The sequence below is a fragment of the Pseudodesulfovibrio profundus genome, assembly GCF_900217235.1.
Taxonomy (GTDB): Bacteria; Desulfobacterota; Desulfovibrionia; order Desulfovibrionales; family Desulfovibrionaceae; genus Pseudodesulfovibrio; species Pseudodesulfovibrio profundus.
The window spans coordinates 3,614,152-3,634,144 of sequence record NZ_LT907975.1 but is presented as its reverse complement, the minus strand read 5'-3'; the positions used below and the strand labels follow the sequence as shown (position 1 = coordinate 3,634,144).

The 19,993-nt window shown below is 55.8% G+C and carries 15 protein-coding genes and 1 pseudogene; 3 read left to right on the top strand and 13 right to left on the bottom strand.

The features are described from left to right. Positions 1-109: 109 nt before the first annotated feature. From DPRO_RS16965 to DPRO_RS16945, 5 genes are all read right to left on the bottom strand, one after another. Complete coding sequence (locus DPRO_RS16965) at positions 110-901, bottom strand: dimethyl sulfoxide reductase anchor subunit family protein (protein WP_097013137.1); 792 nt, start codon at positions 899-901, stop codon at positions 110-112. Positions 902-903: 2 nt separating this feature from the next. After that, entirely contained in the window at positions 904-1,464 is a 561-nt protein-coding gene (locus DPRO_RS16960) for a 4Fe-4S dicluster domain-containing protein (RefSeq protein WP_097013136.1), read from the bottom strand. Positions 1,465-1,476: 12 nt separating this feature from the next. Beyond that, a complete protein-coding gene (locus DPRO_RS16955) occupies positions 1,477-3,723 on the bottom strand; it encodes a molybdopterin-dependent oxidoreductase (protein WP_097013135.1) in 2,247 nt (748 codons plus the stop codon). 26 nt (positions 3,724-3,749) lie between these two features. Beyond that, the gene (locus tag DPRO_RS16950) at positions 3,750-4,301 is read right to left on the bottom strand and encodes a TorD/DmsD family molecular chaperone (RefSeq protein ID WP_232005634.1); all 552 of its coding nucleotides are present in this window, start codon (positions 4,299-4,301) and stop codon (positions 3,750-3,752) included. 111 nt (positions 4,302-4,412) lie between these two features. After that, positions 4,413-5,747 (bottom strand): LuxR C-terminal-related transcriptional regulator, encoded by a 1,335-nt coding sequence (locus DPRO_RS16945; RefSeq protein ID WP_097013134.1) that lies wholly within the window; start codon positions 5,745-5,747, stop codon positions 4,413-4,415. 74 nt (positions 5,748-5,821) lie between these two features. Between DPRO_RS16945 and DPRO_RS16940 the strand changes: the two genes are divergently transcribed. From DPRO_RS16940 to DPRO_RS16930, 3 genes are all read left to right on the top strand, one after another. Next, positions 5,822-6,232, top strand: coding sequence for a hypothetical protein (locus DPRO_RS16940; protein WP_097013133.1), 411 nt, complete (start codon positions 5,822-5,824; stop codon positions 6,230-6,232). Positions 6,233-6,416: 184 nt separating this feature from the next. Further along, positions 6,417-7,430, top strand: a complete 1,014-nt coding sequence (locus tag DPRO_RS16935; protein ID WP_157917536.1) for an SIS domain-containing protein — start codon at positions 6,417-6,419, stop codon at positions 7,428-7,430. Between the two features lie 99 nt (positions 7,431-7,529). Continuing rightward, complete coding sequence (locus tag DPRO_RS16930; protein ID WP_162291190.1) at positions 7,530-9,068, top strand: phospholipase D family protein; 1,539 nt, start codon at positions 7,530-7,532, stop codon at positions 9,066-9,068. Positions 9,069-9,209: 141 nt separating this feature from the next. Here the strand turns inward: DPRO_RS16930 and DPRO_RS16925 are convergent, their stop codons facing one another. The 8 genes and pseudogenes from DPRO_RS16925 to DPRO_RS16885 all read right to left on the bottom strand — a co-directional run bounded on the left by DPRO_RS16925 (position 9,210) and on the right by DPRO_RS16885 (position 19,970). Further along, entirely contained in the window at positions 9,210-10,328 is a 1,119-nt protein-coding gene (locus DPRO_RS16925) for a DVU_1551 family NTP transferase (protein ID WP_097013130.1), read from the bottom strand. A 127-nt stretch (positions 10,329-10,455) separates the two neighbouring features. Then, on the bottom strand, positions 10,456-11,757 hold the full coding sequence (locus DPRO_RS16920; RefSeq protein WP_097013129.1) for a DVU_1553 family AMP-dependent CoA ligase: 1,302 nt from the start codon (positions 11,755-11,757) through the stop codon (positions 10,456-10,458). A 424-nt stretch (positions 11,758-12,181) separates the two neighbouring features. Continuing rightward, positions 12,182-12,970: a formate dehydrogenase accessory sulfurtransferase FdhD gene (locus tag DPRO_RS16915; RefSeq protein ID WP_097013128.1), complete on the bottom strand. Its 789-nt coding sequence runs from the start codon at positions 12,968-12,970 to the stop codon at positions 12,182-12,184. Between the two features lie 8 nt (positions 12,971-12,978). After that, positions 12,979-13,893 (bottom strand): formate dehydrogenase accessory protein FdhE, encoded by a 915-nt coding sequence (locus DPRO_RS16910; protein ID WP_097013127.1) that lies wholly within the window; start codon positions 13,891-13,893, stop codon positions 12,979-12,981. A 78-nt stretch (positions 13,894-13,971) separates the two neighbouring features. Next, the gene (locus tag DPRO_RS16905) at positions 13,972-14,706 is read right to left on the bottom strand and encodes a 4Fe-4S dicluster domain-containing protein (RefSeq protein ID WP_097013126.1); all 735 of its coding nucleotides are present in this window, start codon (positions 14,704-14,706) and stop codon (positions 13,972-13,974) included. 17 nt (positions 14,707-14,723) lie between these two features. Next, a pseudogene (gene fdnG / locus DPRO_RS16900) lies at positions 14,724-17,765 on the bottom strand (formate dehydrogenase-N subunit alpha). A 147-nt stretch (positions 17,766-17,912) separates the two neighbouring features. Then, positions 17,913-18,302, bottom strand: coding sequence for a winged helix-turn-helix domain-containing protein (locus tag DPRO_RS16890; protein WP_097013123.1), 390 nt, complete (start codon positions 18,300-18,302; stop codon positions 17,913-17,915). 3 nt (positions 18,303-18,305) lie between these two features. Beyond that, the gene (locus tag DPRO_RS16885; RefSeq protein WP_232005633.1) at positions 18,306-19,970 is read right to left on the bottom strand and encodes an FmdE family protein; all 1,665 of its coding nucleotides are present in this window, start codon (positions 19,968-19,970) and stop codon (positions 18,306-18,308) included. Positions 19,971-19,993 lie beyond the last annotated feature (23 nt).

Sequence of the window (19,993 nt, the reverse complement as noted above, 5' to 3'; positions counted from 1 at the left end):
GGTCACATCAGAAAGAATCAAAGGCTCCCCGCATCAGCAGGAAGCCTTTGATGTGTAGTATCATGAGATCATTGCCGTTTGATTCGGCAAGCGGATCATTGGGGGTCAGTTAGTATAAACCACCCATGTTGGCAGCGGTATGAATCGTATCGGCAAAGAATCCGGCGCGTCCCAGCAGTTCGCCTGCCAAGGCGAGCACGGGCAGCCAGACCGGGATGGTCCGTGTCTTCCAGATCACGCCAAGCGAAACAATCAACACGCCGATATGCGCCCAGTAGAAGCCGGAACCAAGCCAGGCCTCGGCGGTCATGCGCATCACCGTGCTGCCGGAAAGCCAGATGCACGGGGCAGCCAGATAGAGAACCAGCCCGACCACAGCTGCGGAAGTGAACACGCGCGCCAGCATCGGCTGTCGAGCTTCACCGGCGAACCAGCTTGCGAATCCAGCGCCGAGCATGACCGCGGAGATCAGGAAGAACAGCGCGGGCAGTGCGTTGTTCACAGCAGGCAGTGCCGGAGGTGCGTAGGTCATACCCGCGGACAGAATCAGACCAAGCCCGAGCACCACGCCACCCCACGCGAATACAGGCTTGCCTTCACTGCCGCTGAGGACCGCAGCCAGCACGGCCAGACCGGCAAATGCACCGGCGAACAGCACTTCGCGGCTCAACCACGCCTTGTTCAAGTGGGCGATGGCATTGATCGCACCTTCGGGATGGCCAAGGTGAAAGAGCGAGGCGATCATTCCGACCACCATCAGCCCGGCAACCATCTGCCATTCCTTCTTCGCATCACCCTCGTCAGGACCGGAGACCGTACCGAGAGCGCGCATGAAGGTCATGCCGATTGCCACCTGAGACAACACCGTAAAGATGACAAGTGAGAGTTCCATGGACTGCATATCTACCTCCTCACCATCTTCGGCAATTTGGGAAGGATGAACCGCGTGGACGGATTCAGGTCCTTCATTTTCGGATACCCTGCCGGATACTGTACTTCGCTGGTCTGGCGATGGGTTGCCAGATCAATCAGTTGAAGCGCATCCGTGGGACAGGACTGCGTGCATGCGGGTTGCAGACCGGCATCCAGTCGCTCGTGACACAGGCTGCATTTTTCGGCCCGCTTCTCGACCGGGTTGTATTTCGGGGCACCGTAGGGGCAGGAACGGATACAGTTACCGCAGCCGATGCATTTTTCCTGATGGTGCACGACCACGCCGTCCTCTTCCCGTTTGGTGTACGCCTTCACCGGACAGACATTCAGGCACGCCGGGTCCTCGCAATGGTTGCAGGACAGCGAGAAGAACGCCCGTTCCCGATGGGGGTATATTTCCTCGTCCAGCGGATAGACCTGCCGCCAGATGACACCTTCTTCCTGATGATAGAAGTTCCGGCAGGCCATGGCACAGGTGAAACACCCGATGCACTTTTCGGCATCAACCAGAAACGCGTATTGTTTTTTCATCGTCACTACTCCTTAGACCCGTTCTATGTCGGCAAACTGGTCATGAATGGCGACGCCGGGAGCGCCCGCCTTGAATGCGCCCATATCGGCGGATTCATCGTCCACAAGGTTCTGTACGTTGAAGCTCGAATCCTTGCCGAACCACGCCGTGTACATCAGGAGACAGTCTTGAGCGACGTTGTCCGTCAGCTTGACGCGTACCCGCTGCTCGCCCACCTTGTTGAAGACACGGACCATGTCCAGATCCTCGATGCCCTTTTCGGCCGCTGCACCGGGGTGCATGTAGACGAACGGCTCCTTGTAGTATTCCTGCATCCAGTCCAGATTGACGAACTGGGAGTGGATACCAAACTTGGTGTGGGGAGTGAGCAGACGGAACTTGTCGTAGCTGTCGCGCCCCGCCTTGAACTCGGGCAATGCCTTGTGGCCGTTGTCCTCGCACTGCTGCGAGAAGAACTCGTACTTGCCGGACGGCGTTCCGAACTTCATGTCATGCCAGGATGCCGATGAAGCGTACTTGGCCTTGACCGGTCCGTTCAGAAGGTCTTTCCAGTCCTCGATACCGAAGTAATCGTAGATACCCTGGTTGAACTCCTTCTCCATCCATTCCTTGGTATCGATTTCCTGCGGGAAGGTGCAGGAACCGGGAGACAGCTCATTCATCTTTGTGGACAGGGCAGCCGCGATTTCGATGTTGGACTTGGTCTCGTACATGGGCTTGATGGCCTGCTCGTTGATGCCAAGCCAGTAGTGCCAGTAGGAGACATTGACGGTCCATTCCTCGAAGAGCGTGGTGACGGGCAGCACGATATCGGAGTTGGCCACGGTTTCGGTGAAGAACTGCTCCACGGAAACGACCATATCCAGCGTGTCGAACGCCTTTTCCAGCTTCGGACGATCAAAGTCCTGCCCGAACGGGTTCTTGCAGGAGACCCACAGCATCTTGATGGCCGGGTCTTTGGTGTCGAGGATTTCCTGTGCCGTCTTGTTGATATTGACGCTACGGTCAGAGTAGCTCTGCTCGGAATCGCCCGAGAAATCGAATTCACCCTTGGCAGCACCGCCGACGAATCCCTTGGACCCTTCCGGCTGCTTCTGAACAAAGGCGTTGTAGTTGAATCCCCAAGTCTGGAGGTGGCCGTAACGTGCGCCGCCCCCTTCCTTGCCGACATTGCCGGTCATGGCGACCAGCGCGTCGATCGAACGAACCGAGGCGCCACCGTTGACGTGGCGCTGCATGCCGTATCCGATCCAGATGGTGGCCGGATCGGCTGTGGCAAACTCTTCGGCCACTTCACGGATATCCTGCGCCGGGATGCCGCTCTGCTCTGCCGCCCACTCAACGGTCACATTGGCGTTGAGGTAGTCGACAAACTGATCAAAACCGAGGCTGTGCTGATTGACGAAATTAGTATCCACCAGCCCCTGATCCAGAATGTGCTTGGCCATGCCAAGGGCCAGCGCGCCATCGCTGGAGGTCTTGGGCTGCCAGAAGACATCGCCCTTTGCCGCTGTCTGGGTGAAGAGCGGGTCAATGACCACGACCTTGGCGCCACGACGTTTGGCTTCGAGGATGTATTTCATGGTGTGAACAGAACACCATGCGGGGTTGGCGCCCCAGATGATGATGTATTTGGATTTGACCATATCTTCGGGGTCGTTACACCACATGTTACCCAGGTCGTAGTTCTGGGCGTCAATACCTGCGGGCCAGCAGGGGGTGCCGACAAAACGGGTGGTGTACCCGAGGGAGGACATCATGCCTTCGACACCATAGTTGGTAATGCCGAAGTTGCCGGAATACTTGGTCAGGCCCAATCCGAGCAGATTGCCGTCCTGCTCCTTGAGTTCAAGGATTTTTCTGGCGATCTTGTCCATGGCTTCGTCCCACGAGATGCGACGCCACTTGCCCGAGCGGCGGCCATCCTGAATCATGGGATATTTGACCCGATTGGGGCTGTATGGCCGACGGGTGTAGCTGTACCCTTTGACGCACAATCCGCCGTCCGTGAAAGTCGATTCCGGGGCACCTTCAATATACTCGACCACGCCATCCTTGACGTAGGTCTTGATACTACAGGTGTCATAACAGTTTCTGGGGCAGGCATTGCGGAACACCTTGTACTCGTCCGGATTGAATCCGGCCGCCTGCGCCTCGGCAGGGATCAGGAACCTGCATGGCAACATGGCTGCCGCACCGGCTGCAGTGACTCCCTGCAGAAAACGTCGTCTGCTGAGGCCTTTTCGTTTTTCTGACATACTCATACTCCTCTCTTTCATCCGCTTCAGTGTCTGTCGTGCGACACGGCGCTTTCCAGCCAGCGCCCCAGGGCATCGGCTGCAACGGCCACCGCAGGGGTGACGTCCTGTTCCGCCTTGATCGCGGCAATAAAATCGGGAACCCATTTCCCCATGTGATCGGCGATGAACCACGCCTTAGTCCCGGCAAGGTCGTCATCCCCGGATACGTCCAGCCCAATCAGGGCAATGGCTGCGTCCAGTTCAAACGCCAGATGATCATCCGGGGTTTGTCCCTGATCGGGAACGGCAAGCCCCAGACGTCGATACACCTTGCGCGCTTCAAGTGCCGGTTTCCCCATCAGCGTCGGCTCCACCTGATAGGCAGAAGCATACGGCGGGGCCGGCACTGCCGCTGGACCGACAAAGAGCCGATTGAAGTCGTACTCCACTTCGGTCCAGTCAATCTCCCCGTCCAGCGGCAAATTGAAGCGCTGCGCAAGGGCCAGTCCGGCCGCCTGCAGATCATTCGCATCCACGGATGCAAAGAAATCCCGCAGTGCGGCTCCTTTTTCCATTATGTGTTCATTGTCTGCCACCTAGTCCTCCACTCTTGAGAATACAGGAATTACACATAGTATGTATTATAGTATTCAAAAAGGACGACAGACGGGAAAGTGGGGATAAAATGGGTAGAAAAATATACCCAGTCAGTTGGAGAGGCCGATCCGTTTGAGGTGGGCATACAGACTCACGCTTTTGCCATGCAGGCCGAGCTTGCGGCGAATGTTCTTGCGGTGCGTCTGCACGGTTTCAATGGAAAGGTTGAGGCTGTTGGCAATATCCTTGGAGGAATGCCCGGCCTGAATGAATTGGCAGACACGCGTTTCCATGTGCGTCAGCTTGAGCAGGCCCGGTTCGGACGAGGCACTGCCCGGAGCAAGGCGGGCAAGCTGATCCTTGGCCACGGTCAGGTACCCTTTACGGATTCCCGCATCCTCTTCATTTTCAATACGGTCCAGGGCAGGGAGCACGAAGTTGTTCACCTTGGCTGTCACTTCACCGAGGAGGTCTTCCCGCTCCTTATCGATGCTCTGCAGCACGTTGCGCAGGGTGATGTTCATCTCTTCCAGTTGTTCCTTTTCCTGGCGCAAGGCTTCGGTGCGCTCGGAAACCACCCGCTCCAGAGTCTCGCGCTGGGTGGCGTGGGCAGTGATATTGGTCAGCATGATCATGTACTCGTCACTGGCCATGCTGACATTGCCGATGGAATTGATCTGCAACCGGTAGATGATGTCATCATCAAAAGGGCTCATTTCGCAGGACATGCCTATGGGATAGTATTTGAGCAGGTCCTCGACAGACTGGCCTTCCAGAACCAGTGCATCCCAGACGGGAACACCCATAACGTCCTTTTCATCCACCACTGCCTTGACCGCTTCGTTGACGTTGGTCACGACCCCCTCACTATCGACCACAAGAATGAGGTCTGAGGTGGCGTTCAGGATGTTCTCGAAGCGACACTTCTCCAGCGTGAGGAGCCGGTTGGCATGATCAAGTTCGCGTGTGGCCATGTCCGGCAGGGTCTTGGTCCAGTCCCGGACAAAGAGCACTTCCAGGGCATCGCCATACAGCTTGGCATGACGACGGGCCTGAACCTTGGTCTCATAGGAGGCGTCCATCTTCTCGATGACATCCATGAGGCTATGGATGAATGTCTTAAAGCACCCAAGATACATGTCCGAGGTAATGCCGCGCATTCGATGGCGACGCGCCGACTCGATCTGTGGTTTGCCCCATTCGTTCTCGTGGCGGATGAGCCAGGGGAAATCCGGTTCGGCGCCGCCCATCTCCCAGTGCGCGATCATGGGACTCAGAAAGTCGTTCAAGGCCTGCAGACAATCAACACGCTTGGCCGTGGTATGCTGAAGATATCCGGCCTGTTCCATACGGACAGACCACCGTTCGAGAAAATATTCCTCCTCGTTCGGCATGCTTTTCAAGATATCCCGATAGTGCTTTCGACCTTCGCTCATGTTCTTCATAATCGCTCCTTCAGACAGCTACCCAGTACATACCCATACCTTGCAATATACCGGCGAAGACGTATCATGCAACCATGAACACAACATTATCGCGTCTTCCCATGCTGCTCCTGCTGGCAGGGATCATGTTTCTGGCTTGTGCCATGCCGATTCCGGCGGATGCCGGTGACACCGGCATAACTGATGCCGAGGTCCGCATCGAAGGGGAAACCACGGTCGGTCAACCGGTGACGCTGGTCTTTGACCTCAAGGGATATACGCTCCCAACCGGGACGTACTCTTCGGTCAATGTCCGCTATCTCAACCGACCAAACGGGCCAAAGCCCACGGTGAAGACAGGATACCCGACCACGGTCATGACCTTCAATACCCCGGGCAGTTACCGATTCGCACTCATCCTGAACGAAATAGCCAAACCGAGCTGCGGCGGTGTCGAGGCCAAGACACTGGTTGATACAGTCATTGACGTCGAGATAGCCCAGTAATCTGGCTTAAAGCCCCTCTTTCATACGCGGGCTATCCCCGTCCTCCCTTTGCCGGAACGGTCGTTACCAGTTATAGTCATCCGAATTTGTTGAAACAACGCCGTGCTTTTGGCATATAGAAGCATGGTGAATCCCGGCACGGCGTGAAGTGTTCCCGAGCCGACGACAAAAAAGGATGACTGCAATGACCACTGGAAATACCCCCACCGGCCTGGAACTGCTCCAGAGCGAAATGGCCCGCCAGCACCGTGACGCCTTGGTTTCGCTGGATACCAACCAGCAGCGAGCAAGCGAGATTGCCAAACATGCCAAGGCCACCGGGCGGCTGCTTTTGCTTGGGATGGGTGCATCCCACTGGATCAACCGCGTTGCCGAACCGCTCTACCGCGCCGCTGGCATTGATGCCACAGCCCAACCGCTCTCCGAATATCTCCGCGCCCCCATTGCAGGAAAGCAAACCGTCATTCTGACGTCCCAATCCGGTGGATCAGGGGAAATCATCCGCTATCTCGATACTGCCGAAAGTACTGACGGAATCTTCGGCCTGACACTGGACCCGCTCAGTCCTCTGGCCGATCGCGTTCCAAGCCTCATCGGGGCAGGAGAAGTCGAAAAAGGATTCGCCGCCACCCGAAGCCTGCTTCTTTCCCTTGCCATGCATGGAGCGGTTCTTGCCTGCCTCGGGCAGCCGCTTGACGATTTGAAGGCATACCTCAACGCTCCGAGCAAATACGAAGACGCAGCCGTTGTTTCCCATCTTTCCGAGAGTGACTGCGTGATTCTCTCCAGCCGTGGAGTATTGCAGGGCGTGGCCGACGCCGGATCGCTCTACTTCATGGAGTTGGCTCGTATCCCTGCATTTTCTCTGGAGGGAGGTCAGTTTCGTCATGGCCCGTTCGAGATGCTTCGCAAAGGAATCGGCGTGGTTCTCTTATGCCCATCAGACAACGACAGTGAGTCGGTACGTCGATTGGCAGAGGAATGCCTTGCGGCAGATGTCACTCCAGTCATTTTCGATATGAGCGGAAAGGATGCCGTGCCAGAAACACTGACCATCTCCATGCCCCCCTACACCGGGATCACCGCAGCCGCAGCCGGACTGGTCGCCATGCAGGAGACGCTGCTCAAAGCAGCTACGGCCATGGTGCCGGATGTCGGCACACCGATACGATCAACCAAGGTAACTGACGGGGAGTAAAGAGTGCCGAAAACTCTCATGACAGACATAACTGGACAAAAGACACCCTGTTGCGCTTATATTACATAGCATGACACCTTTTTACCCCGGATGCCGTTCATGAAGCGTATTTTACTCCAGTTAGTCGCCATCTATTTCGGTTTGTACGGTTGCGCCACACTCCCCAAAGGGTATGAGCGCTCGGAGTCCTTCGCCCTGCCCGCGGTCGAAGGCTCTGATCTGCAAAACGAAGCACGCACCATCCTGCCTACTCCCAACGGGGAAGACGCCATCCTGCTGCTGGGCAACGGCATCAATGCCTTTGCGGCCCGTGCCTTACTGGCCGAGCAGGCGCAAACCACCATTGATGCGCAATACTATCTGCTTCATAACGACATGGCGGGCAAGCTGTTCATCGCCAAGCTGGTTCAGGCATCACAGCGCGGCGTGCGGGTGAGGCTGTTGGTCGATGATATGGATCTGGCGGGACGGGACCTCGGCGCAGCGTCACTGGATGCGCTCCCCAATTTCGAAGTACGCATTTTCAATCCCTTTTCCCGCAACATCAACCGATTCACCCAGTTCCTTACCCGGTTCGGTCATGTGACACGCCGGATGCACAACAAGACGTTCATCGTGGACAATACCTTTGCCGTGGTCGGAGGGCGCAACATCGGTGACGAGTATTTCGAGGCCCACGCCGATGTCGATTTTCTTGATCTCGACGCCATGTGTACCGGCGATGTGGTTCAGGATGTTTCCTACCAGTTTGATGCCTACTGGAACAGCGAACTGGCCTACCCCATCTCGGTTCTCCACACAGGCCCACCGCACTCGACGGAAACGACCCTGTCCATGGCTCTGGACCCGCTCACGGAAGCCCAGAACCAACCTTTCCTGCAAAAAGTCAGTGATTCGAAGCTGATGAACGTTCCTCTCTCCACGCAACCATTCAAGACAGGCAATGCGCGAGCCGTATTCGACCTGCCGGAAAAGATCGCGGACACCGAAGGAAGAAGGGAGCTGATGCTTTCCACCAGCATTCACGGCGACCTGAGCAATATCCGAAAGGAACTGCTGCTCGTATCACCCTATTTTGTTCCGGGAAGAGATGGCGTCAAATACTTCAAGCAACTGGTGGAGAACAATGTTCGGGTTCGCATCCTCACCAATTCACTGATGTCCAACGACGTACCCATCGTACACGCAGGATATGCCAAGTATCGAAAGAACCTGTTACGAGCCGGGGTGGAACTCTATGAGTTGAAGCCGGCTGATCCTGACCGGGATATCAATTTCAGCGGGTTGAAAGGGTCATCCAAGGCGAGTCTACACGCCAAGACGTTCATCATTGACGATGAAAAGGTCTTTGTCGGGTCCCTGAATATCGACCCGCGCTCCTTTGCCCAGAACACCGAAGTCGGCCTGATGATCGATTCACCCGATATCGCTGACGAGCTAAAGCAGGGGGTGGAGAAGACACTCGAAACCAAAGCGTACACCGTGCGCCTGATCACGGACAGCGACGGAGTGGAACGGCTGCGCTGGGATGCTCCTGGCACGAACCCCAAGACATACCGGTCCGACCCGCATTCCTCGTTCATTCAGCGCTTCGGCATCGGACTGCTGGGAATCCTGCCCATTGAATCCCAGCTCTGATCACACAATGAATTGACCCAGCTCACCATGCACGGCCATTGTCAACAAAACAAATTCCGCTCCCATTACCATGAACAGGAGCGGAAACGAGTGACTTTCACCAACACGGCATGTGTCTGATTACATGATGGAACCGTCCGATCAGCCGAGCACTTCTTGAGCCAGCATTTCGGCAGACTGGCCGATCTCGCGATCCACACGCGCCAGAATATTCTTTGCTCTGTCCATTCGGCTCAGAATCGCTTTTTTAGCTCGCGGCTTATGTCCATGAAGCTCCAGCTTCTTCTCATACCGCTGCATCAATGGTGCGGGGTGTGAGCCGCAGACCAGTTTATCGGCCAAAAAGACGAGGGTATTTTCGCTCACCGCATCTTCGACTTCCAGCCGTTGATCAAAATGTTCCAGCGCGATGCGTGCGGCGGGATGAAATCCATGCTCGCGCAGTCGCTGTGCACCGACCACCTCGTGCTGCCTGCACCCCTGGCCTATGTCATGGGTCAAGGCGGCTCCGCGCACCAGGCCCATGTCGAGCCAGGCCCCGCTTCGCACATGGAGTCGTTCGCCCAATGCTTCGGCCACATTGGCAACGGCCTGACAGTGCGCGATGTTGTTGGACGGCGTATCGTAAATGCCCCACAACTGCTGGCACTCGTCGTCCAGCGGTCCCTCTGACAACATTCGGCTGACAGCCTGCTCATAATCGGGAAATTGATTCAACTCGAACACAGTACCGCAATCGGCAACATCGAGTTCCGCGGCATGGTCTTCGACCGAATCCAGTACACGCCCCAATCCTCCTTGCCCATCATGGGCGGTCAGCATCGGGATCATGCCCGCACCGATAAGCGGCGGATAGCCACGCTGCCCATTGAATTGAGGATACAACACAGCCGGTTTCCCGGACCTGTAGGCAGATACAAGGCGAGTCACGGTGTGATTTCTGATGGTCGGCATGTCTATGGGCAGGAAAAAGAAGGCATCAACCCCGACATCCAGCGCCCGGACGCCACTCACCATGGAGGTGAGCATACCCTGACGGTAGTCCTTGTTGAATACCGGCGTTGCACCGGCTCTTCGTGCCTCCACAGCCACTTCATCGGCACGATGCCCCGTGACTACGATGACCTGCTTGATGCAATTATACCTGAAAAGTTTGATACAGGTGGAAAGCACGGTACCATCCCCCAATGGCAACAACGGCTTGAACCCACCCATGCTTGCGGAGTTTTCTGAGGCCGGAATAATAGCAGCTATCTTCATAGCGCCTCACCTCCCCTTTGCTTGTGCATCAGCTTCGAGCCAATGCCGACAGCGAGTATCACGGGAATCTGCACACCTCTGTTCACCCCTGCAAAACAAGTACGTCGTTTCATGTTACCGCCTTTTTCTACTCTGTTCGGATACGTCGTTTCCCCAATCCTTCTCCAACGGTTGCACAGCCCTGCCGTACCACAATTTCCAGATTAACGGCACCCTCTGCGTGCGCTTTCCCCACTTGCGTTTCCCGAAGCAATGCATTGCGAATGTATTCGGACAGATCATGCCCCAGACCGCAGGCAAAAATGCGGAGCGTATTCCTGCTGTACTCCACGCTGAAATCGGCCAGTCCTTCCACGGCATACAGCGCCTCGTTCAGATCGAACAGGGAGAGGTTGACCCCTGCCAGATCAACGGTATCTGTCATGCGCCGTATCTGCGTATCCAAACGGCGAAGCGGACTGCCGCAAAAGCACTCTCCGGGGATTATCCGGCCCATATCGCCGGTACGGTAGCGAATAAGCGGCATGCCACGGCGCATCGGAGTCGTGATCACGATTTCACCGAACTCCCCATCCGGACAGGGAGTGCATGTGCCGACTCGGACGATCTCGACAAAAACATCGGTTTCGCGCAGGTGCATGCCTGAATGGGGCTCGCACTCCACCGCTCCACCGAGTCCGGTTTCGACCATGCCCCAGTGCCGATACACGCTGCATCCCAGCACCCGCTCCACCCTGTGGACAACAGGCCCCGGAACAGTATCCCAACACAGCAGGACCGAGTTGATATGGTGCGGGATCAGTCCACGCTGCTCCCAGCCCATGGACATCACATTGAGATGGGCAGGGGTACCGACAATACAAGTGGCTTTTGTTTCCAGACAATGATCGATGGCGGCATCAACATCTTCCAGAATTCCGTGTGTCACGACCTGCGCGCCGAAACGGGCCAGCGCTTCCTTCAGCAATCGCCCTACATTGCTTGGGCCATCTTCAGGCATCAGGACAAAAGCCACTTCACCTTCAGCGACCAGTCTGGACATGGTCCAGGTAAAGTAATCGATGGTTGCCTGCATATCTTCGGCGGTATGAAATGTATGCTTGGGCATCCCGGTTGTCCCGGAACTGCTCAATGTGACCAGTGAACCAGCACTCTCTTGCGGTACACACAACAAGCGTTCCGGTTCATTGCGAAGAATGTCCTGCGTCAGGCAGGGAATTTGGGCAAAGTCTTCAAATGACGAAATGGATGAAGGGTCAATGTTTCCAAGGTGATCTGCATAAAACGGACTGTGCTTCCGGGCGTGTTCAACGACATCGACAAGCCGCTCAAGCTGCCATTGCCGCAATTGTTCCCGAGTGGGAACGTGTTCGACATCCACCAGACCCATTCGATCTTTCAACCAGATATCAAGAGGAGCTGTATTCATACGTACTGTTTCAATATGGAGTTTTCGTTCACTGCTGACTCACCGTTCGCTCCGTTGAAGATGATTACGAGCGAAACGGCATGAGCCATGAGAAGTTTCCATTTGGGCGTTTCAAATCTGATATACACGAGGAGAAGCAGGAACCTACGGATTACGACGCGCTCGCACCTAAACGATACGGTACGGTTGTGACCGCCTGCCTTGTGCGGCCAAAAACCAACACACGGCAAGACTCCACCAAAGGCCCCACCCCTCTACATAAATCGAGACAGACACTCATCTTCCCCTGTGTCTATCCTTTACAACAAGCAACAGACCGTTATCACATGTTGGATATAAAAGGAACAACATACAGGATCGTAATATGCAGTTTTTTCCACAGCAGAACCAGGAGGCCGAAATGATGGAATCCGCCCCCGGATGGTCAGCCGCTCTGAAGTCTCCATCCATGGGCATATACGTTGAAAGAAGAGCTTTTGAGCCTCCCGACAAGGGTTATGTTGTTCTCCTCGGCATAGCCGATGCCCGAACTGGTGGCGGCGGAGAACCCGCACAGGATGGGAATGTTGGCCACAGCCGCCTTGACGGTCAATTCCAGTGCCAGACGTGACGAAAGTATGGCGATAACGACCCTATCCAGACTCCCCTCAAGAAGAGCGCGGCCCACGGCCTTGTCAAAGGCGTTGTGCCTTCCAACGTCCTCGCCAAAGGAGATCAGTTCGCCATCCTCGGCAAACAGAGCGGCAGCATGGGTCGAGCCGGTATTCTTATACAGATTCTGACGCCGCTCGAATCGTTCCTTGAACTCCAGCAGCATTTCCGGGGCCACCCGGACCGGCCTCGGCGAAGGGTAGATTCGACGGATGCCGGAACATCCCGCCAATTCCACATCCACCCGGGCCACGCCCCGATAGTTGAAGGAAATATTGGCAAGATCTCCTGCCTCCCTTATCCGGGAACAGGAAAAGAGATGACCGGCAACGAGGTTGAGGTCATCTCCCGGTGTCCGTGAAAGGATGGCTTCCTGTTGACCGGCAATCATCAGTCGCAGGTCGGATTCAACGGCAATGGAGTCACCGTGGAATTGGAACCGTCCGTTTTCGTACCGTTGCAACGTGGTCGGGCGAGAGAGCTTGGCGGGAGTAAGCCCTTGAGTTCTCTCTTCGCCTCGCAACGGTTCGGCGGTGGCGGCTTTAAGATGCGGGAGAGCCATGACTGTTCCTATTCCACGGTGTTCCAAAGGGTTGGCTTGATAGGTGTCAGACTGTTCTTACGGGCGTACAAATCCAAATGGATCAAACCCATCTGGATAGCGTCCAGATGCGGGTGCGGGTCAAACTCACGCATATCGATATTGAGACAGTACTTCCCGCACTGATGGCACGCCTCGATACGCTCGTACTGCACGTCATCAATATAAAAGACTTCCCGTGTCTCGCTGTCCTCATTGCCACAGGAAGGACATGCATTGCGCTTGAAGCGCCAATCGAACCCACACAAAGAACAGTGCAGAAACTTCTTTCCACCGCCGCCCACAAGCTGATCGAGGTCAGTGACTTCCTTGGGGGACAGGTGGGAAATGGATGGGGATGAACCGCAGGCCGGACAATGCCCTTCCTGCCAGTTCAAAGAGGAAAGGGACTCGTCCATGGTATCGACGATGGCACCCAGTACGGGTGAACTGATGGTCTCTGAAATATACAACATGACGGTAGGCGGGACGGAATCCTGTTGTACGGAGGTCTTTTCAAAGAAAGGCCAGTCACCGTCGATCCGGGCACGAACGAGTCCCATGACATTGTCGGCATCCCCGAAATATTCGATCAATTGATCCGCGACGTCACTCTCCAGTTCGAGCACTTCACACAGAGAAGGCAGGAGCCGTTCGGCAGCCATTGCAAAATCATCTCGCCACGTTTCCATATCATTGCCGGCCAGTACAGGAGCACCGGCTGCAACCCGGGCCTGATTGATATCGGCTGTCGCGATCCCACGTTTTACCAACTCATCATGGACTGATGCCGCGGCTTTGAACAGAGAACCGAAACGCTCCGTCAATTCTTCATAGGCAGGAGTTTTCACGCGAATGGATTCAAGTGTCTTTTCAACTGTGTCGAGGGCAGGTGCGGATTTCATTCAATGCTCCATCAAACCCTCCCCGAACCGGGCACCCTGCGGGTGCACCGGTCGGGAGAGGATGGTTATTGGTTGTGGCTACGCTTTCATCGCCTTAAAAGGACGGGCCAGTTGAGCGAAGAACTGCTTCTTCGTCATGGGACCGACACTGTTTTCGGCAACCGAGAACTCATGATAGTTCTCGGGCTTGTCGATCAGCAGGAAGATGACGTTGACATCATCCGGGTCCGCCATCATGGCATCGGGCCAATCCTTTTTAAGCACTTCGAGGCGCGCTTCAGCCTTTTTGAGCATGTCTTCCCGCTCACCGAACTGCATGGTGCCCGTGGGGCAGACCTTGACGCACGCAGGCGGCATGCCATTGTGGATACGGTCGTTGCACATGGTACATTTGGCCATGATTCGGGTTTCCATATTGCGGCGAGGGATGTTGTAGGGACAGGATTCCCTGATCTCCTCGAACTGCTCATCCGAGTATTCACGGGTCTTCTCGGTAAAGAGAATGGCCCCGGTGGTATCATCCCTGACGATCGCTTCTTCAATGTAGATATCAGCGGTCTCCTTGCAGGGAGCCATGTCGCAATGACGGCACTGATCCGGGAAAAAGTTCCAGCGGATGACGTCGCCATCGAGATGCTCACTGAAGCGGACGAGTTTATAGTTGTTGGGATTCAGATCCGGTGGATTCTGATGGCTGCCCCACTGATACTGAGTGGTTTTGTTGGCATCCAGTCCATGCCATTCCTTGCAGGCTATCTGACATCCGCGGCAAGCCGTGCAGCGGGACGTGTCTACCAGTATTGTCTTGGTCATGACGGTCTCCTTTTCCGTTAGGTTGCAAGCTCAGTGAGCTTGTCGGCCTTACGAATGTTTACGCAACAGGCTTTGTATTCCGGGATAGTCGTATTCGGATCACCGACAGACGGGGTCAGCCGGTTGGTGGCGTCACCGGTGCCGGGAGTCGTCCAACCGAAGCAGAACGGCATACCGATTTCATGAATGATACGACCATGGACCCTGAGGGGCCGCATGCGGACCGTGACCATGGCAAAGGCTTCCACTCTGCCGCGGGCGCTTTCAACAATGACACCGTCACCGTTGTTAATGCCCTTCTCCTGTGCCAGTTCCGGGCTCAACTCCACGTAGAGCTGCGGCTCGGTTTCGAGCAGATTCGGCACGTTGCGGGTTTCACCGCCACCGCACCAGTGCTCTGTCAGGCTGTAGGTTGTCAGTACGATGGGATAGTCCGGATCAGCGGGCTTGGCCAATTTGTCCATGTCGCTGGATACGAACTTGTAAACCGGGCTGTTCAACTGTTTGGAGAACATGTTGCTGTCCACCGGCGTTTCCACAGGTTCATAATGTTCGGAGAACGGACCGTCCTGACGGCCGGGACCGAATATCTGTCCGAGTCCATGCTTGGACATGATGAACGGATATCTGCCCTTGCCGGTAGCCATGGGCGGCCAGCCACCATCGGGAACGTCGCCGACCCACTTGCCGTCCTTCCACTCGATAACGGCCTTATCCGGGTTGTACGGATTACCGTTGAGATCGACGGAAGCGCGGTTGTACAGGATGCGGCGGTTGACGGGCCAACACCAGGACCACTTCGGATACAGACCGATATTGGCCTGCATCGGAGTCTGGGAGGCATCACGGCGCTTGGCCTTGTTGCCACCTTCTTCGGTGTAGCTTCCGGCGTAGAGCCAGTTCAGGCTCATGGTTGAACCGTCGTCGGTCAGGGCGGTGAACGAAGGCACCTGCTGGCCCTTCTTGTACGTCTTGCCCTTGATGACCGTATCCTTGGTGAAACGTCCGTTGATACGGGCGCACAGATCTTCAGGATCGTAGGTTTCCGGGTAATCGAGCCATGTGACGGCTTCAGGATGGGTTCCCCCTTCCTTTTCATACAGCTTCTTCACATGAGACACGACGCCACAGAACAGATCGCCGAACGGCTTGGCTTCGTAAGCAGGCTTGATGGCCTGATTGTGCCAGAGCAGCCAGCGACCGGAGTTGGTTGTGGAACCTTCCTTCTCCAAACGGTGGGCCGAAGGCAGCAGGAAGACTTCGGTCTTGATCTTCTTGGGATCAACGCCGGGTCGCTGCCAGTTGTCGGTGGTCTCCGAGTGGTGAAGCTCGGAAGTGACCAGCCAGTCCAGATTGTCCAGCGCCTTTCTGATCTTGTTGGAGTTCGGCACACTGTTCATGGGGTTCAAACCAATGATGAACCCGCCGCGAATCTGATTCTTGTACATGCGATCGAACAGGAACATGTAGGAGTAGTCCTCGCCCTTTTCGATCTTGGGAAGCAGTTCGTAACAGAAGCCGTTTTCCTTGGTGGCCTTGTCGCCGTACCACGCCTTGAGAAGGCTGGCCAGGTACTTGGGCTTGTGCTGCCACCAGTTGGCGGACATCGGGTCATTGGTTTGAGGCGTGTTGGCCTTGATGTACTCATCATAGGTCTGCCAGCCGTTGTGCGGCATGGCCATATACCCGGGAATGATGTGGTACAGCAGAGTGTGGTCGGTAGAGCCCTGTACGTTCGGCTCACCACGAAGGGCGTTGATACCGCCTCCAGCCACACCGAGGTTACCCAGCAGGAGCTGGATGATGGCAGCGGAACGAATGTTCTGCACGCCGACCGTATGCTGGGTCCAGCCCAGTGCATACATGATGGTTCCGGCCTTGTCCTTGCGACCGGTGGCGGCAAAGGCGCGGTAAACCCTGAGCAGGTTCTCCTCGCTGACGCCGGTGGTCTGGGCAACGGCATTCAGGCCGTACCTGGAGTAGTGCTTCTTCATCAACTGGAAGACACACCGGGGATGCTGAAGGCTCTTGTCCCGCTTGGGAACGCCGTTGGCATCCATTTCAAATCCCCACTTGGACTTGTCGTACGAGCGGGTCTTTTCATCATAACCGGTGAATATGCCGTTCTTGAAACCGTAATCCTTGCCCACGATGAGCGAGGCGTTGGTGTATTCAACGACGTATTCCTTGAAGTAGGTTTCCTCTTCGAGAATGTACTTGATCATGCCCCCGAGAAACGCGATGTCCGTTCCGGACCGCAAGGGGACGTGGAAATCCGATCTGGCGGAGGTACGCGAGAACTTCGGGTCCACATGCATGACAGTGGCGCCCTTGTCCTTGGCTCGCAATACCCACTTGAATGAAATCGGATGGTGTTCGGCAGCATTACTGCCCATTATAAGGATTGAATCGGCATTCTTGATGTCGATCCAGTGGTTGGTCATCGCACCGCGTCCGAACGACTCTCCCAGAGCCGCAACAGTTGCGCTGTGTCAAATACGTGCCTAGTGGTCCATATGAACGACGCCCAGGCCTCGCATTGCTTGGTGGATGATGGCACATTCCTCGTTGCCCGCATGGGATGTACCCAGCAGGAACATGGATTCCAGTCTGTTGACGGTGTCGCCCTTGTCGTTCTTGAGGATGATATCCTTGTCGCGGGTGTCCTTGATGCGTCTGGCCATACGCTCGAACATCCACTCCCAGCTTTTCTCTTCCCACTTCTCACTGTAGGGAGCGCGATACAACGGCTTTTGCAGTCGATGATGGCTGGTGGTCATGGTGAACATGGCTGCGCCTTTTGCGCACAGCGACCCTTCGTTGACAGGGAAGTCGGGATCACCTTCGGTGTTCACGAGCTTACCGTCTTTGACATGCCCTATGACATGACAGCTCACGGAGCAGAACGGACAGACTGTCACCACCTCTTTGGCGCCGGATATTTTTATATCTGCAGCGTAGGCTTTGACCGGAGCAAGACTGACTCCGAGCTGCCCGAGGGTGAGACACGCCGCTCCAGAGCCTGCGAGCTTCATAAAGCTTCGGCGGTCGAGTTTCATACCTGTGGCCTCCTTGGTCTATGCCTCGCAACAAGTCGCTCGGCAGTGTTGTTTCCCGAACCAAATGTTCGAGCACTGCTACGATAGCATTAAATACAATTATTACAACATGTTATATTTAACACATTAAAAGATACGCGATTCCTTTCACTCGTACTGCTTCAAAGAAAACGGAAGATATTCCAGACTCTTATCAAGAGCGAACTGTTCCACCTCGCGGTACCACTCATCAAAGCTCTTTGCGAGGTCGCTTCCAAAGGGGGTCAGGCGGTACCCGGCCCGTCGACTGGCGGCCCGTTCAATGAGTTTTTTTCCCAACGCTTCTTCGGTCGTTTTGATCTTTCCCCATGCTCCCCGATAGGACATTCCAAGGGACTCGGCCGCGCCTTTGAGCGAACCGCACTGTTCCACCTGTCGGATCAACTGTAAGCGTCCCAGCCCGAACAGAACCCCCTCTTCGGTTTCAAACCACAGATGCATCCGCATGGTCGGCCCAACAGGTGCGGGCTGATCTTTCTTGGACTGAGGGTTTCTCATTGACTACCTCCCGAAGGGGCATTTGGGGAACGTGCAGGATGCACACTCCATGCACATGCCGCCATTACCGAGCTTGGCAACATCATTGCGACTGATGGAGACACCGGCCAACAATCGCGGCAGCAGAACATCAAGACTGGTGGTCTTATGGAACAAAGCGCAGGCCGGGACACCCAGCACACGAGCGTTTCCAATCCTGCCAACCAGTGTCATGGCACCCGGCAGCACCGGCATACCGTAAAGGGCATCGGTCAGACCGGCCTCGACCAGTCCGAGGCGGGTGACATCATCGGGATCGACGGACAGTCCGGCGGTGGTGATTATCAGGTCACACCCCTGGGCTTCCAGATCAGTGGCCGCCTGTGCAATGGCAGTGGCGTCGTCGGGACGAATCAACGTATTGACGACACGACTGCCCAGTGCTGCGACCTTTGCGGTGATGACATCGGCGAAGCGATCTTCGATCAGCCCTTTGAACACTTCATTACCGGTGATGAGCAGACCGACTTTGGCCTGCATTATTGGGGCAATGGAGAAAACCGGTTTTCCATTGAGTATGGCCATGGCCCGGCCAAAAACGGATTGATCCAGATACAGGGGGATAGCCCGGGTAGCGGCGACACGGCGTCCGGCTCGAACCAGACTGTACTCGCGACGGGATGCGGCCATGACATGTTGCAGGGAGTTGAACGCCCGGAGCTTGGCATCGTCAATGATCAGCAGGCCATCGCTTTTGGCTACCATATCCACACGCCCTTCCCGCGGATCGGCAACCGGCTTGACGCCTGAACCGCACATGGAATCGGCAAAGGAACGAGCCGCATCATCTTCATGGATGAACCCGTTGGGCGCTTCCTGATCGACATACAGATTGAACCGGCCCATCTGCTGTAATCGGCACACATCACCGGCTGTGACCACGTGTCCTCGCGAAAAAGCAACGCCCTTGGATTCGCCCGGGACAATGCGCGTCATATCGTGAGCCACTGCCTTGCCAACGCTTTCCTGAAGCGGAACCGAAGGGATGGTTTCCTTGATATCCACGACCAACGAAGCGGACATATCGTCAACATACGGACTTTCGCCAGCGCAGTTGCGGCAGATGGACCCGTGTGGCTGTGGAAAGGCGTCGCCACAGATGGGGCAGATGGCAATGGCTCCCTTGCTGCGCTTGTGAACGACTTCGGGTTTGACCGTGATGCTCTGCACTTCGAGCATATCCGGGCCGTGCTCGCGGATTTCCCTGCGCAAGGCATCGGAGTCCTGATCCGCCTTGGGTTTCGTCTTCATCAGCCAGCAGCGGGTGTGAGGAAAATCTTCAAGTTTTGCGGGATCCAGACGGACACGAACCCCTTCGCCGGTATGCTTGTCGAAGAGTGACACGGCATACACACCGGTATTTCGGATACGCAGCCAGCCGTTGCCGACCGTGCAGGGGGTCAGCAGTTGCACGGCATCCGGCAGGCACCAGGATGTCTCGCTGACGGCATCAAACAACACCCCTTCAGGGATGTGGCTTTTAGCCACTTCAACCATGTACCCACCAAGCAGCAGCCCGGGAGCAGGATAATTGTGGAACCAGGTGGCCAGCTCAATGAAATCGTCAAAGGAGAAAGGTTTTCCCTGCCCCATTTCAGCATGTGTATGTTCGGTCGTGTGATTCAGCATTGTCCGTCCAAAAGTTTTATTAT

Coding starts and splice junctions, on each gene's coding strand:
- DPRO_RS16965 (WP_097013137.1), bottom strand. CDS start 901: ATGCAGTCCATGGAACTCTCACTTGTCATCTTTACGGTGTTGTCTCAG.
- DPRO_RS16960 (WP_097013136.1), bottom strand. CDS start 1,464: ATGAAAAAACAATACGCGTTTCTGGTTGATGCCGAAAAGTGCATCGGG.
- DPRO_RS16955 (WP_097013135.1), bottom strand. CDS start 3,723: ATGTCAGAAAAACGAAAAGGCCTCAGCAGACGACGTTTTCTGCAGGGA.
- DPRO_RS16945 (WP_097013134.1), bottom strand. CDS start 5,747: ATGAAGAACATGAGCGAAGGTCGAAAGCACTATCGGGATATCTTGAAA.
- DPRO_RS16940 (WP_097013133.1), top strand. CDS start 5,822: ATGAACACAACATTATCGCGTCTTCCCATGCTGCTCCTGCTGGCAGGG.
- DPRO_RS16935 (WP_157917536.1), top strand. CDS start 6,417: ATGACCACTGGAAATACCCCCACCGGCCTGGAACTGCTCCAGAGCGAA.
- DPRO_RS16930 (WP_162291190.1), top strand. CDS start 7,530: ATGAAGCGTATTTTACTCCAGTTAGTCGCCATCTATTTCGGTTTGTAC.
- DPRO_RS16925 (WP_097013130.1), bottom strand. CDS start 10,328: ATGAAGATAGCTGCTATTATTCCGGCCTCAGAAAACTCCGCAAGCATG.
- DPRO_RS16920 (WP_097013129.1), bottom strand. CDS start 11,757: ATGAATACAGCTCCTCTTGATATCTGGTTGAAAGATCGAATGGGTCTG.
- DPRO_RS16915 (WP_097013128.1), bottom strand. CDS start 12,970: ATGGCTCTCCCGCATCTTAAAGCCGCCACCGCCGAACCGTTGCGAGGC.
- DPRO_RS16910 (WP_097013127.1), bottom strand. CDS start 13,893: ATGAAATCCGCACCTGCCCTCGACACAGTTGAAAAGACACTTGAATCC.
- DPRO_RS16905 (WP_097013126.1), bottom strand. CDS start 14,706: ATGACCAAGACAATACTGGTAGACACGTCCCGCTGCACGGCTTGCCGC.
- DPRO_RS16890 (WP_097013123.1), bottom strand. CDS start 18,302: ATGAGAAACCCTCAGTCCAAGAAAGATCAGCCCGCACCTGTTGGGCCG.
- DPRO_RS16885 (WP_232005633.1), bottom strand. CDS start 19,970: ATGCTGAATCACACGACCGAACATACACATGCTGAAATGGGGCAGGGA.